The 13,069-nt window shown below is 36.2% G+C and carries 13 protein-coding genes; 8 read left to right on the top strand and 5 right to left on the bottom strand.

Annotation, left to right across the window (positions count from 1 at the left end):
* Window positions 1–2: 2 nt before the first annotated feature.
* Complete coding sequence (locus H6G83_RS14135) at window positions 3–2,186, bottom strand: DNA cytosine methyltransferase (protein WP_190473135.1); 2,184 nt, start codon at window positions 2,184–2,186, stop codon at window positions 3–5.
* Window positions 2,187–2,362: 176 nt separating this feature from the next.
* Here H6G83_RS14135 and H6G83_RS14130 point away from each other — a divergent pair, with 176 nt between their 5' ends.
* Window positions 2,363–2,506 (top strand): hypothetical protein, encoded by a 144-nt coding sequence (locus H6G83_RS14130; protein ID WP_190473132.1) that lies wholly within the window; start codon window positions 2,363–2,365, stop codon window positions 2,504–2,506.
* A gap of 98 nt (window positions 2,507–2,604) precedes the next feature.
* On the opposite strand, the gene H6G83_RS14125 is transcribed toward H6G83_RS14130, so the two are convergent.
* A complete protein-coding gene (locus tag H6G83_RS14125; RefSeq protein ID WP_190473129.1) occupies window positions 2,605–2,844 on the bottom strand; it encodes a hypothetical protein in 240 nt (79 codons plus the stop codon).
* A 1,116-nt stretch (window positions 2,845–3,960) separates the two neighbouring features.
* Between H6G83_RS14125 and H6G83_RS14120 the strand changes: the two genes are divergently transcribed.
* From H6G83_RS14120 to H6G83_RS14095, 6 genes are all read left to right on the top strand, one after another.
* Window positions 3,961–4,548 carry a hypothetical protein gene (locus H6G83_RS14120; protein WP_190473126.1) on the top strand — a complete coding sequence of 196 codons (588 nt, stop codon included), beginning with the start codon at window positions 3,961–3,963 and terminating at the stop codon, window positions 4,546–4,548.
* 155 nt (window positions 4,549–4,703) lie between these two features.
* Window positions 4,704–4,943: a hypothetical protein gene (locus H6G83_RS14115; protein ID WP_190473123.1), complete on the top strand. Its 240-nt coding sequence runs from the start codon at window positions 4,704–4,706 to the stop codon at window positions 4,941–4,943.
* A gap of 259 nt (window positions 4,944–5,202) precedes the next feature.
* The gene (locus H6G83_RS14110) at window positions 5,203–5,568 is read left to right on the top strand and encodes a type II toxin-antitoxin system Phd/YefM family antitoxin (RefSeq protein ID WP_190473120.1); all 366 of its coding nucleotides are present in this window, start codon (window positions 5,203–5,205) and stop codon (window positions 5,566–5,568) included.
* Complete coding sequence (locus H6G83_RS14105; protein ID WP_190473117.1) at window positions 5,555–5,800, top strand: Txe/YoeB family addiction module toxin; 246 nt, start codon at window positions 5,555–5,557, stop codon at window positions 5,798–5,800. Before H6G83_RS14110 ends, H6G83_RS14105 begins: the two co-directional genes overlap by 14 nt.
* Before the next feature lie 78 nt (window positions 5,801–5,878).
* The gene (locus tag H6G83_RS14100; protein WP_190473112.1) at window positions 5,879–6,157 is read left to right on the top strand and encodes a type II toxin-antitoxin system Phd/YefM family antitoxin; all 279 of its coding nucleotides are present in this window, start codon (window positions 5,879–5,881) and stop codon (window positions 6,155–6,157) included.
* 146 nt (window positions 6,158–6,303) lie between these two features.
* Entirely contained in the window at window positions 6,304–6,636 is a 333-nt protein-coding gene (locus H6G83_RS14095) for a Txe/YoeB family addiction module toxin (protein WP_190473109.1), read from the top strand.
* 13 nt (window positions 6,637–6,649) lie between these two features.
* Here H6G83_RS14095 and H6G83_RS14090 read toward each other — a convergent pair whose 3' ends face one another.
* Entirely contained in the window at window positions 6,650–8,563 is a 1,914-nt protein-coding gene (locus H6G83_RS14090; protein ID WP_190473107.1) for a GTPase family protein, read from the bottom strand.
* 450 nt (window positions 8,564–9,013) lie between these two features.
* Window positions 9,014–9,241: a hypothetical protein gene (locus tag H6G83_RS14085; RefSeq protein WP_190473104.1), complete on the bottom strand. Its 228-nt coding sequence runs from the start codon at window positions 9,239–9,241 to the stop codon at window positions 9,014–9,016.
* Between the two features lie 684 nt (window positions 9,242–9,925).
* On the opposite strand from H6G83_RS14085, the gene H6G83_RS14080 reads away from it, so the two are divergent.
* Window positions 9,926–10,984 (top strand): DUF1350 family protein, encoded by a 1,059-nt coding sequence (locus tag H6G83_RS14080; RefSeq protein ID WP_190473102.1) that lies wholly within the window; start codon window positions 9,926–9,928, stop codon window positions 10,982–10,984.
* Between the two features lie 265 nt (window positions 10,985–11,249).
* Here the strand turns inward: H6G83_RS14080 and H6G83_RS14075 are convergent, their stop codons facing one another.
* Window positions 11,250–12,530: a serine hydrolase gene (locus H6G83_RS14075; RefSeq protein WP_190473100.1), complete on the bottom strand. Its 1,281-nt coding sequence runs from the start codon at window positions 12,528–12,530 to the stop codon at window positions 11,250–11,252.
* Between the last annotated feature and the right edge of the window lie 539 nt (window positions 12,531–13,069).

Here is a 13,069-nt window from a genome sequence, read left to right as displayed (position 1 = left end):
TTTTATTTATCAATTATTAATCTACTCAATATTTCATTCCATTTTTCTTTATGAACTTTTTGTATTTCATTATCTGACTCTATCAATTTAGAGTAGCCATCAATAAAGTCTGTGATAGACATAATTAATCTTAAATAATATTTAATTGTCGGAATGATTCCGTTGAGGATTACTTGACATCCATGTTCAGTTGCAATTTCTTTAACCAAGTCATCAATTTTATCTGCTTCTGATTGCTTAATATCTTTTGACGCAAAAATATAATACCTCCCAGGATTATGTTTAATAATTTTGCCTTTAGCCCGATATACCATTTGTAAAGTTATTTCTTGACCATGTTTTACTTCTATAGCTTCAACAAGATGACTATTTTTATCAAAAATTTCAATGTCTCCAGCAGTTTTAGAAGTTCTATCGGAAGCGGTATGGCTGCCTAATGTTTTCAATGTACATGAATTATATCTAGAAATTTCTCTGACTAAAATTTGATATATAGCATAAAAAGCAATAACGGGTAATTTTGAACCTCCATCAGTTTTATAGTTATAATTAAAATGTTCATCTAAAGCATTGACTACATTTCTTATATCTACTTTTTCAGGGTTTGTTAGCTTAACGATTTCAACCAAATTATCATTTTTGGCTGATGTAATTAATTTTATAAGTAATTTTAATACATCTTCGCATTTTTCAGGATGTGTCTGTACAAAATCAACAATATTGAGAAATGCTGTTTTTAGGGATTTAGGTGTTATATTTCCGTTATAATTTAAAGTATAAGGATAAGGTTGTTCAAAAGAGCGAGTTAACCACCCACTTTCAGCCATTGCAGGTAAACCCAATTCTGTCAATGTAGGAGTAATGTACTTTGTATCTATACTTCTCCCTGAGAAACCACCGGGCATATCAGTTTGGTGATATCTAATATCTTGAGATGGATTTAAAATTTTATGTACTAAAAGAGTAATCAATACTGTATGAACTGCTTTTCTTGCAAAGCACTTTTGAGCAATTTCTGCAACATAATTTTGGTATTCTTCGGGTAGTTGAATTTGATTAATTTCTATGTCAGATGTAGCTTGATAAATTTGCAGAAGTTTTTCTCTATGATTCATACTTAAAGGTATTTCTAATTGGATAGGTTGCTCTAAACCAGAAGTTTTATTAAATTTAATTATTTCTGTTTCTATATTTTTATGCAAAAATACTTGTTCTTTAATCTGATTAGCAAGTTCATACATTACTGGTATAGCAACAGAATTACCTATTTGTTTGTAGCACTCAGCTAAATTACTGTGGGTTTTAAAACTATCAGGAAATCCCATAATCCTATAACACTCACGTAGTGTTAATTTCCGAACTTTATTTTCTTCTGGTATGTAAATGAAAAATCTACCGGAAGTCTCTTGAGAAGGTATTGTTGGATGCACTCCATCTATGGAGTAAATTCTATTGGGCTGGTGATGAACTCTAGATAAATGTTCTGTGTTTGGTCTAATACCTGTTTTCCAAATATTTTTATTACGATATCCTACAAAAATTAAACCAGATGACTGTTGTTTTGGATTATCTATAAGTGTATATTCTTGGGGATTCAAGTATTCAAATTTTCCTGAAGTACATAAAAATGTCCTTAAATTAGGAAATGGATCAGTTTTTTTGAGAAGAGTAAAATCAAACTTTTGATCTTTAGTAGCAACAAATACTACTCTCTCTCTATTTTGTGGCAATCCAAAATCTTTAGAGTTTAGCAGTTCATAATTAACTATATATCCTAAGTCTTCTAAAGAATATAATATAACTTCTAATGTTCTACCTTTATCATGATGCAATAGGTGCTTAACATTTTCGAGTACAACTACGGGAGGATGAATATACTCAATTATTTCACAAATATGAAAAAATAAGGTTCCTCTAGTATCTTGAAAACCTTTTCGTCGCCCACAAATACTAAAAGGTTGGCAAGGAAAACCTGCAGTTAAAACATCAAAGTATGGTAGACTTTGAACATTAATTTTCCTAATATCATTTGCGGTAGTTTCTGCGAAATTATTATAATAAACTTTTTGACAAGCCTCGTTAATCTCACAGGAAAATACACAATCGTAATCTGCTTTTTCAAAAGCTAATCTAAAGCCTCCAATACCAGCGAACAAATCAGCAAATTTAAGTCTTTTGTCCTCCATAAAATATATTTAATTCTTTTATTTGCTTAAACAACAAGTTAAACATTATAACAGAATATAATATTTTTTTAGAATGAAGTGACAAAAATACTTTTAACAATGAAAATGCGCTGACTTATCCTCGTTTATCTTTATTAGTGTAAGCCAAAAATGATGTTGTATCTACGCTCTTAATTATGCTGAGAATATTTAGGCGATCGCTTTATCTATTCCCTAGCTTCTGTAAGTTAAACATATTGTTGTATAAATTGTTGCCCTATAGACATAACAAGCGATCGCCAACGGTGGTTATGCGATCGCACTTAGCAGATTACAAGTAGTAGTCAGAGATTGCTAATTTTATCACTACGCTCCTAATTATGGAAATATTTAGTGATATCCCATCCCTGTCAAGGGGTGGGATTTTTGCTGTCAGCAGTTAAAACATCGGATTATGTTCTTCATCCCAACATTGGTTATCATGCCAATTACGACCGCTATATTCACATTCAGATTGATTAGTGATCCAAGGAATTGATGTGGCTTGAAACGAATTACTACTTACAGCCGAAAATGAGGGTGACAAAATAAGGGAAATTTGCTTAACAGTACCAAATGTACACACACACAGGATTGTTAACAATCCCATGTATAGCGGATTTATCTTTGTTAAATACATAGCGTAACTTCCAAAAATATTAATTAATTCATTAGATGTATTTGGTAGATTTATTCAACAGTTCTAGATACCGCTTGCTGATATCAGAGCAATTTGGGTACTAAAGTGCTGGACTAATTTTGAGCCATTAATACCGATGAAAATGGCAAAACTCTGCAAATATCAATTGAGTAATTTTGATGTTGTTGCAACTAAGTAATGATGTGTTAAACATAGCTGCGGATGATATTAGACCTACAGCTTCTGATAATTTTCGGTAGATGCTCCTTCTATGAATCATGATAATGTTTATCATGATTAACGAAATAGCTGCGTCAGTTATTTACTTTATTAATACTAGTAATGCTTTGAAATCATGTAAATAACGTATTTTTATCAGCAATGTGTAAAGAACATGAAGATTGAGATTTGAGGAATGGAAAAATAATATTTTGTATTAGTTCTGTTTGCCTGATTGTATTTTTTAGGTTGAAAATATTTTTCAACAGGTAAGTTTTGTTGATTTTGTTTGTTTTGATGTAAATTTTCTCAATTTACATGATTTTCAAGGTTATTTTTTGTTAAAACGTTTATTGATGTTTAGTGTTAAATAAATTCACTTAATTTTTAAGTAAAAATACTCTTACTCCTGCTCATCTTTTATAGTAAACAGGTGATTGGTATTAAATCAAGTTGAAGCTGGCAAAAAAGACTACATTGATTTAGAGTTAACAACACATCGACATGAGGCCATTAAAGTGGCTTGCTAATGAGTATTTCCTTTACCCTACTTATATAGTGCGATCGCTTTGCCTTACCGTTGCTTTTGACAGCTAACAATATTGTTGTATGGATTTTTTATCAAAAGAGAAAAATTAGGCGATCGCTTTTAGCTAACGGTAATGGGACTTCCAGATCAAAAAGTATCCAAAATGTAGGGTGCGTCAGTACGAAAAACCTTAGCTAAACAAAGAAGATACTCATACTGACGCACCCTACTAACTAATTAATACATTTATTGCAGTCTATATTGAATATAATTAATTTATTTTTTGGTAAATATACTGTTATTTATTATCAATAGGGTTATGGTAAGATTATCTCGTAAATTTTTAGCTTATTTTAAAACAAATAAATATGGACAAAGAAGGACTACAAAAAAAGCTAAATGAGCAAACAAATGAGCTTTATTCTGCAATAGGTGAGTTTATAGTTGAGTTTGAGCAAGTTTGTCATGCAATTTCTCTAAACATTAAATTTATACTTCATAACGATGGGCTAAAAAACCAAAGGATTCCTGATATTATTCTTGCAGGACTAACGGCTGATCCACTTCAATCTATGCTGCGTTCGCTGATCCATGAATTACGCGATTTAGATGAAACTGAAAAGAAAATTATTAAAAATATTTTTGATAGATTACAGAAATTAATTAAACAACGAAATGATATTGTACACAGTACATGGTTTATAGGATGGGGTAGTGAAACTGAGAGTGATTTTTCAGTTGCGTATGGAATGAAATATTATAAAAGTTCAACAAGTAATGAGCCTAAAGTTTTTGAGAAAACATATCAAGATTTTAATAAATTAACAGAAGAAGCTAAAAAACTCAAAGATGTATTTCAAAGGCTTATCGGTTGTTTAGTTGCAGGATATTCTATCAAAAAGAATTTTATTTTTGATTCAAATGGAGATGTTTCTGTACCTGTTAAATCAAAATGAAAATCGCCTTACTTATTCCCTATCTTCTGTAAGACAGTAATACTTTTGTATAAATTATTTACCTTATAAAGACATTAGGTGATCGCCCACAGCAGTTATGCGATCGCACTTGCGTAAGCTCTATATTAAATTAATTGCAAACAGGATGTAATATCATGTCTCAGCCATTAACAGCAAATGTAAGTATCGAAATTGATGGAACAACTTATGAAGGACGATACACCGTTAACATTAAAAAACAGTTGCTTACTGTAAGTTCTGAGTATGGAACTGAAACCACTTATACTTCAGTTCCATCAGGTATCGGAACACCACTGGAAGATAATCAAGGAATGGCGAAGCTTATATTGAGGCAAATAGTGGACAAGTTCCTTAGAGAAATGCAGAGAAAGTAAAAACTACAAAAGATTGAGTAAATTTTAAGAAGGGTGTGTGAAGGGTTTAGACTAACGCACCGCTACATAATCAGGTGTGTTAGGCGCTTCAATCCCTTATAGGGGAATTATATCTTTAAAATCACGAAGGTAAAACCCCTTGAGGGACTAAATGATTTTTTTGTGCTATCATCAAAATATCAAACTGTACAGTGTTTCTGTACAAATTGAGCAACAATGTACTTGCTTTAAAAGTACAACAAGGGAGCTTTTAATACTTATGGTTTCCACTAACACCACTTACACTTACACACAAGCACGAGCGCATTTTGTTGAATTGTGCGAAAAAGTCACTTCAGAACGTGATTTCGTAGTTATTACACGTCGGAATGCTGAAAGTGTAGCTTTAATACCTGTTGATGAGCTTTCCAGCCTTTTGGAAACTGCTCATCTTTTACGTTCACCGCGTAATGCTGAACGTCTTTTAACAGCTTTAAATCGAGCTAAATCAGGTGTTGTGGAATCTCAAAGTTTGGATGATTTGCGTCAGGAGTTAGGATTTGCCGAAAAAGAAGAATCCCAAAAGCCAATCAAAAAAAGAAACTCCAGCAATTCCCAAACAAAGAAAAACAGTGTTTCAACCTGAATTTATAGAAGACTTAAAATTTTGGGTAGAAACTGATCCGCGAGTAGCTCTAAAAGCTTTGGATCTCGTTGAGGAGGTTTGCCGAGATCCATTTAAAGGTAAAGGCAAACCTGAACCTTTAAAATATTTGGATAGTGATACTTGGTCTCGTCGATTAACACAGGAACATAGAATTGTTTACCTCGTTAAAGACGAGGAAATAAATTTTTTACAAGCTCGGTATCATTATTAATTATTCCAAAATAGTTACTCGCACAGAAAGAAAACTATGTATGGTTCTTCAGTACCTAAAAAACTTGAGGAAAAAAAGATGTCTAGCCAAACAAACTACACTGAGGCGTGCAAAAATTTTGAGAAGATTTACGAAGAAGCTATTAATAGCCGTGAACCTGTAACTGTTAATCGTGAAGGTGCTGAAAGTGTGTCGGTAATTCCTACTGCGGAACTAAATAGCATTATAGAAACAGCATATTTATTTCAATCACCTGAAAATGCTGCACGACTTCTAGATGCTTTACAGCGAGTGAAAGCTAAAACTAATCAACCACAAACTATAGACGAACTCCGCCAGGAATTTGGGCTTTATTAGGACTTACGCAACTAGCATATTTTTTCTGTAGGGTGTGTGACTGGCGATAATATTTGAACGTAGTAATCAGACTTGTAGCGCCACGCACCAACCACCAATTGTGACACTTGCGTAAGTCCTGTTTATGAGGAAGAGTAAGGAAATTAATGTCTGCGGATAATTTAGAACCAGAAGCATTTTCTCAATCTGAAACTTCTTCAGAAGATAATTCAGAACGCGACCTTGTATTTGACAAAAGATTTCTAGAAGACCTCACTTACTGGGTAGAAACAAATAGAAAGACTGCTCTGCGCGTCTTATCTTTAGTAGAAGAGATTAGGCGTAATCCCTTTAAAGGAACAGGCAATCCTGAGCAATTGAAATATCGGGATGCCAATGTATGGTCGCGCCGTATTAATCAAACTGACCGGATTGTTTATGTAATTAGTGATAACCGGATTGAGTTTATTCAAGCTCGTTATCATTACAGCGATCGCTAATTTTCACCTATCCTCAAACCTGCTGTAAATAATAGTCGAAACGCTGCCGCAATTGTTCAACTGTTAAATTTTGAGTCCAGTATTCCACCACTGCATGACCAAAAGCCCAGGCGTTGCGGTCTGGGGTAGTGGGGTTTTCTAACAATAGCGGCCACAAAGATAATAAATCAAAGTTGGTGTTAGAGTCTTCTGTTTTTAACAGCGAAAATAAATCATAAGCCATTTGCAGTTTACCGATAACGATGGGTAACTTTTCTACGGGAATTTGTTCTGCTAGCAGGTAAGCCAAGGTTGGGGAACCAGTAGAAATTGTAGAAATAAACTGCAGCACAGGACTTTTTAATAATGCAGTCAGTCCTTGGGTAGTTGCCATTTGGAAGGTGTAATGGTCGATGATTTTGGCGGCGGCTACGGTACGTGCTTCTAAGTTACGCAAGAAACGGGCGAGTCTCAGTTGTTTTGCTGGTGCGATCGCCTCGATTAATCCCAATGATAAAGCCTCGATTCCCCAAGCCGTTCTACCTGTTTGGGTATCGCTGGTAACAACAGGCAGAACTAAATTACAATAGTCTCCTAACAAATCAGCACGGTATGCTGTCGCTTCTCGGATGGCAATTTCCTTCGGTCTATCCCCCTCTTGCCAATTATAAGGCGGTTGCCATTCACGGATGGGACGCAAACGGTCTACTTGGGTAACAACTGCGATCGCGCTTATATCTGCACCTGTGGCTTTGATTTCCTGCAAAAAGTCCACATCCATTTGCAAAGCAGGGTCAAGTACAGGGGTAACTAATAGTAACAAGTCGGCTTCAGTAGCGTAGTTGAGGACTAAATCTCGTAAGTCACCCCGCTTAACTTGTTCATATCCAGGCGTATCCAACAGATTCAAGGTTTCGCCATCTTGGGTTTGCCAATGGTAATTTTGAATTTCTGCGGTACTTGGTAATACATCCACCTCCGCCAAATTACTTTGAAAGATGGTGTTAATTAAACTGCTTTTTCCCGCCCCCGTTCTTCCTACCAGTAAAATACTGACTGGCTTCTGTTCTACCTTCTCGACTGGTTCGGCTTGGGCGAGGATGCTTTCTAATGTCTGAGTCTTGGTTTTGGGTAAGGTTGGTGTGGAAACGGTGGTGGTGGGAATAGGTGGTGTAGTCCCACTGTAAAGTGCGATCGCCTGCCGACACAAGTTTTTTAAGGCAGCTTCCCGGAGTAATTGCCCCAAATTCACCAATAATTGCTGGTTTGCTTGACTAGTCGTCCCCTTAGTCGCCCGGTTAGCCGCCGCCGCCACAGGATTTAACAACCACTGCGCCCAACTCCAAGCCCGCCAAACCTTCCGCGCTGATGGTTCTAGTTTGCGGTAGACTTCATATCCTTGGTATGCTTGTCCAATTGTCACCTGATTGAGTGCTGGTGATAACTTCTGCATCCACTGGTCTAAATCATCCACCGTTCCCCGAATCAAGCCGTAAGCTTGGGGAACATAGATATTTAGTAGGGGATATTGCGCCTCTGGGTAATAAATCAGGGCGATCGCTCGCACTAAATCTTGACAACGTTGCCAAAATGTGTTCCAATCTTCCCAAATTGGGCGATCGCTTTGTGCGGCTGTGAGAACTTCTTGCAATGCAGCTTCTACTTGTTGTGTTGTATCACTGCTGAGTTTGGGTGTAGTCGTATCATCCACCGCAGATTTCAGTTCTTCCCTCACCTCGGCTAAAGCAGCTTCTACTTGCTCTATAGCTGGTTTTGTCCACCTGACCAGCAACCAACGCCAAGCCACAAATAGCAGAGTAAACACCCCCCAAACCCAATTAATCCCCCACTGATGAATCTGTATCCCTGCGGATACTAGCAAGAAAATTATTATGCAGGCGATCGGCGTTGCTAAGACCACCCACTGCCACAGTTTTAAGCGCACCATTACCCCATACCTACCATTAAAAGTAAAATCTAAGCAATAAAATCACTAAATATAGGACTCATACTTTATTTTTGAAATATACGTAGGGCGTTGCACTGCCCACCCTATAGATACTACATATACTGAGATTTTTTGGCTACGCTCCCGTAAGGGATACATAAATCAAATCGGATTCCTATATAAAAATAACAATTATTATTGTTGAAATGTGGCTTTTCAGTTTTTGTTAATTTATTTGGATGTTTACCTTGATGCGATCGTCATACAAATTTAAGTGTTTTGTATTTCTTAGTTAATTTAAATACTAATATGAGCGAAATCTTATAGCAGTTTCCACTTATATAAATTACATCCTACATAGCCTATAACCTTAACGAAATTTACCTCACTCAGACTAGAAACGCCATACTTTAGCTTGTGCATTTTGCATATATCACCAAGTAGACAGGATTATTTGCAGCTTGAGTCTATGTTGTTACAGCGTTTCTTTGCTTTGAACCACTCTTGGCAAGCTTCCGTTACTAATTGTTGTTCTTGGTCTGTCAGATTGTCTAATCTCTTAGATACCATCAGTTGAGCTACCTTAGCTGCTTTTTCATATTTCACCCCATATTTGACTAACTGTAGGTGAAATAATCTCTCTTTTTCTTCGTTAGAGATAGAATAATTACTCAGCATCGAATTAGTTCTTTTTGAGTTTAAGTAGAATATTACATAAAAACACTCCTGTTATTGTGAATAACGGCAACATTTTCAACTTCTTACTTTGGACATAGCTAGTTAGGTTTTAAATTAATTTAATAATATTTTGCATTAATTCATATTTCAGCAGATTCAGCATTATCGATTACAAACCTAATTTAATCAGGACTTACGCAACTGGCACATGGGGTAGGGTGCGTCAGATGTGGAAAATCCTTGAATCTGTACGAAATTATTGGGGCTGACGCACCCTAAAGTTAGTTTGATTATGACACTTGCGTAAGTCCTATTAATATATCAATTGTATTTTCCCCTTGCTCTCCAGTCGGATTTTTAGGGTGAGTTGAAGGTAAGGTAGTTATTTCTCTGATTAAAAAATATTTATTTGACCACAGAGTCAAAGAGTAGCCAAGCTTTAGCCCTTTTTCGTGCTTAAGAGGTTATTTATAAAGTAAATATTAAGTAGGGTGTGTTACGGCTATGTAAGAAGAATTAGCCGTAACGCACCAGCAAATACGGTGCGTTAGGCGCTGCTTTAACGCACCCGACAATTTCAGGTTTACTTGATAAATCATCTCTAAATTGACTAATTTTGGGAAAATTAAACTCTGCTCTTGTATAACCACTTATACACAGAGCATTTATCAGGCATAGACAATTATGACAACAAAACTAAGATTCCAACCTGTTTCTCATAGTTGGGTTGCTCTACATCCAAAACCCAAAGGTGTCATTCAATTTATTGGTGGCGCTTTCTTCGGTACTTTCGGCCCGATGTTCTTCTATCGTTATTTGCTGCGATATTTATTTGCAAGCGGCTATACTATTATTCTCATACCCTTTAACTTTACTTTTGATCATTATGTAGAAGCAGGTTTTCTGATAAAGGAAGAGTACGAAGTTATCCCTGAGATCATCAGGATGGCAAAATTTGCTGGTTATGATTATGATGTTTATTTAAATAGTCGCAAATTCTCATGGATGGGTCATAGTATTGGCTGTAAGTATGTTGCTCTTTTAGAAGCATTTTCAGCCTTACCAAGGGAACAGGATGAACTAGAACAAGTTATTCGCGACATAATAACCAAAACATCAAATCCATCAGAGAAAGACAAAAATGAACGCAAGATTCAAACTGTAGTTCAAAATCTAGAATACCTGATTAATGAACTTAAACAAAAACGTGCTAGAGCCACTCAATTAATTAAATATTATCTAGGAAAAGAGCAAGATACTTATTGGGACAGAATTGACAACCCAAGTATTGATAAAACTTTCTTTAAGAGCCTCTTCATTAAAGGACAGACCTCTATACTTTTAGCTCCTGTCAACAGTGGTACTGATAGTGCCATTCCCAAATTTTTAGCTAGGTTTGTTGATAAATTGGGGTGGGGTGTTAAGCCTACTCCTGAAGAAACTTATGCTTTAATTCAGGCTACTAATCTCTTTAATCTCCTGGGATTGGTTAGTTTTAAATCAGATAATCTTGCTAAATCGACTTGTGATTGGTTTATCAATACTTTCAAAAAGCCACCAACAGATTTACAGCAGAATTTAGTAGGTGGTCATTTAAAACCGTTAGGTGTTCAATTAGGTAAATTTGTTGTGAATTTTCCTGATAGTTGGCCGATTATTGAATCTCCACAAAGACGAAATTCTGAGTTGGAAATGTATGTAGGTAAATTACTTCAGGTTCTAGAACAAGAACGGTCATTATAGGATTTGTAGGCAATACAGAATTAAAAAGCCAAGAGTCAAGATAAAAACTATCTGATTCTTGGCTTTTGATGTTAGTTTGTAGTCAGCACTTTAGTGCTTCAGGAATAAGGACTAAAGTCCTTACTACGAACTTATTAAAATTGACTATTAGTTAGTAGGGTGCGTCAGTATGAAAAATTTCCTGGTATGGTTAGGGTTTATTTTACTGACGCACTCTACATTTTGGATATTTTTTCAATTGCAAGTGCCTGAGTAAAAGATTTTATTAAAAATTTCTGCTGGCTGATGTTGGTTGATCTATATACCCATATACTAAGCGAGAAACTTGATTGATGAAAGCTCTGGCTCTAGCATCACCAAAGGGTCTGGCTACCATAATTCCTGCTAAGTAACGTTTACCAGAGGGGGTTTGGATAATTCCCGCATCGGCTAACACTCTTCCTAAAGTTCCTGTTTTATGAGCAATTGTTGCTCCTTTACCAAGACCAGCAGGTAATAAACTTCTGTTTTTACAACGTAGCATAATGTCCATAACTTGAGCATTACTGCTAGCAGTCAGTAACTTATTGTTGGAAATTAAAGCCGCTAACCGGACTAAATCTTTAGGACTGGTTTTGTTAGTTCCTTTAAAGTCTCCTAGCAAATTGCGAATGATGGTGTTTTGTAATCCCCAGCTACGGAATTTTTGATTCAAAACATTTTTACCACCCAAGCGATCGATAATCATGTTAGTGGCGGTATTATCGCTGATAATCATCATTTTGCTGGCAGTTTCCATCAGACTATATTTTCTGCCTGGTTTTGCATATTGCATTGTTCCCGAACCGCCTGTCATTAAATCGCGGCGCATGACTAAAGTTTCATTCGGGTTGATTCTGCCAGCATCTATTTCTTGGAATAAAGCAATGAGAATCGGGAATTTAATTGTGCTGGCTGCGGCAAATGTTTTTTCGCCATTGATGTCTAGATATTCACCCGTTTCCATATCTAAGAAAAACATACCAGGGGAAAGAGAACTATAGCGATTCATCAATTGTTTAATTTTTGAATCTAGCTGGGATATTTCTCTACTTAAAGGCACGACTCCCGCAAATTCTAAATTTTGATTTACAGGAATGGTAACTTTTTCTTCGCTCGATACTGTAGTACTATCCGCTTCCTGCCTAATGGCTGAGAAGTTGACAATCCAATGTGAGGCAGAATCCCCTTTAATTACTAATTTGTCGGGGGTGGTTGTATAACCGGGTGCTAACTCAATTACAATTCTGGCTGTATTATTCTCAACTTTGCCTATCCGAATTTCCCGCACTGCGGCTCCAAAATTTCGACGCTGAGTATTGTTTTGGAAACTTGTTCCCGGAAGGTCAATAACAATTCTGTCTGGGTTACTAATTAAAAAGGCTCTGGGTTTAACTTCTGAGTCAGTGGTGATATTTAGTTGATTCCGATTAGGATCAAATTTCCATGATTCTAAGCGAGCTGCGTTTGCAGGAGTAGATAAAAGAATTGTGCTGATTAAACCGAGTAAGAGGAAAGGTGACTTCATGCTTGTGAGTTGTGAGGAGCTACAGAGATTATTTGCATTATTTCCGGGACTTTTTTAATTGTTCCGGAAAAACGGTGGTTATGGCTATTTTTTGACATCGAGACGTTCACAGATTCAGATGGTTCCACTGCAAACTCAAGGAATTAAAGCTGATACTTTAACCTTGTTAGTAACGATTGGTCAATAGTAAATCAATATATTGTGTCAGCAACTTTTTGTAAAGGCATCAGTGGTAAACGAAGAAGACAAAAACTCTGCCTATCAAGATGACAATGAACCTTGACTGTGTAAATGAGAAAATCCCTGATTTTTACAAGAAACTTTTCGCCAGAAGAAAGTCCTCTTTCAACCTCATGAGTTTGAGCCGTTAACTTTGACTAATATTAATCAATATAGCGGCGTGAGCCTAAGCGTGTCGTAGACAGACGCTATCGCGTAGCTTGCTTCCACAAAGTGGTACGACTGCACTCAGCGCATCGCTACCTGGTGATCGAGTTTCGATTCCAAGGTGGTTGAGCGTAGTCGAAACTACCTTGGAG

The sequence above is a fragment of the Anabaena azotica FACHB-119 genome, assembly GCF_014697625.1.
In the GTDB taxonomy this organism is placed as follows: Bacteria; Cyanobacteriota; Cyanobacteriia; order Cyanobacteriales; family Nostocaceae; genus Trichormus; species Trichormus azoticus_A.
This window is presented reverse-complemented; position numbering and strand designations above follow the sequence as displayed.

What these genes read in the sequence shown, in the direction of transcription:
- H6G83_RS14135 (WP_190473135.1), bottom strand. Translation starts at nt 2,186, where the DNA reads ATGGAGGACAAAAGACTTAAATTTGCTGATTTGTTCGCTGGTATTGGA.
- H6G83_RS14130 (WP_190473132.1), top strand. Translation starts at nt 2,363, where the DNA reads ATGCTGAGAATATTTAGGCGATCGCTTTATCTATTCCCTAGCTTCTGT.
- H6G83_RS14125 (WP_190473129.1), bottom strand. Translation starts at nt 2,844, where the DNA reads ATGTATTTAACAAAGATAAATCCGCTATACATGGGATTGTTAACAATC.
- H6G83_RS14120 (WP_190473126.1), top strand. Translation starts at nt 3,961, where the DNA reads ATGGACAAAGAAGGACTACAAAAAAAGCTAAATGAGCAAACAAATGAG.
- H6G83_RS14115 (WP_190473123.1), top strand. Translation starts at nt 4,704, where the DNA reads ATGTCTCAGCCATTAACAGCAAATGTAAGTATCGAAATTGATGGAACA.
- H6G83_RS14110 (WP_190473120.1), top strand. Translation starts at nt 5,203, where the DNA reads ATGGTTTCCACTAACACCACTTACACTTACACACAAGCACGAGCGCAT.
- H6G83_RS14100 (WP_190473112.1), top strand. Translation starts at nt 5,879, where the DNA reads ATGTCTAGCCAAACAAACTACACTGAGGCGTGCAAAAATTTTGAGAAG.
- H6G83_RS14095 (WP_190473109.1), top strand. Translation starts at nt 6,304, where the DNA reads ATGTCTGCGGATAATTTAGAACCAGAAGCATTTTCTCAATCTGAAACT.
- H6G83_RS14090 (WP_190473107.1), bottom strand. Translation starts at nt 8,563, where the DNA reads ATGGTGCGCTTAAAACTGTGGCAGTGGGTGGTCTTAGCAACGCCGATC.
- H6G83_RS14085 (WP_190473104.1), bottom strand. Translation starts at nt 9,241, where the DNA reads ATGCTGAGTAATTATTCTATCTCTAACGAAGAAAAAGAGAGATTATTT.
- H6G83_RS14080 (WP_190473102.1), top strand. Translation starts at nt 9,926, where the DNA reads ATGACAACAAAACTAAGATTCCAACCTGTTTCTCATAGTTGGGTTGCT.
- H6G83_RS14075 (WP_190473100.1), bottom strand. Translation starts at nt 12,530, where the DNA reads ATGAAGTCACCTTTCCTCTTACTCGGTTTAATCAGCACAATTCTTTTA.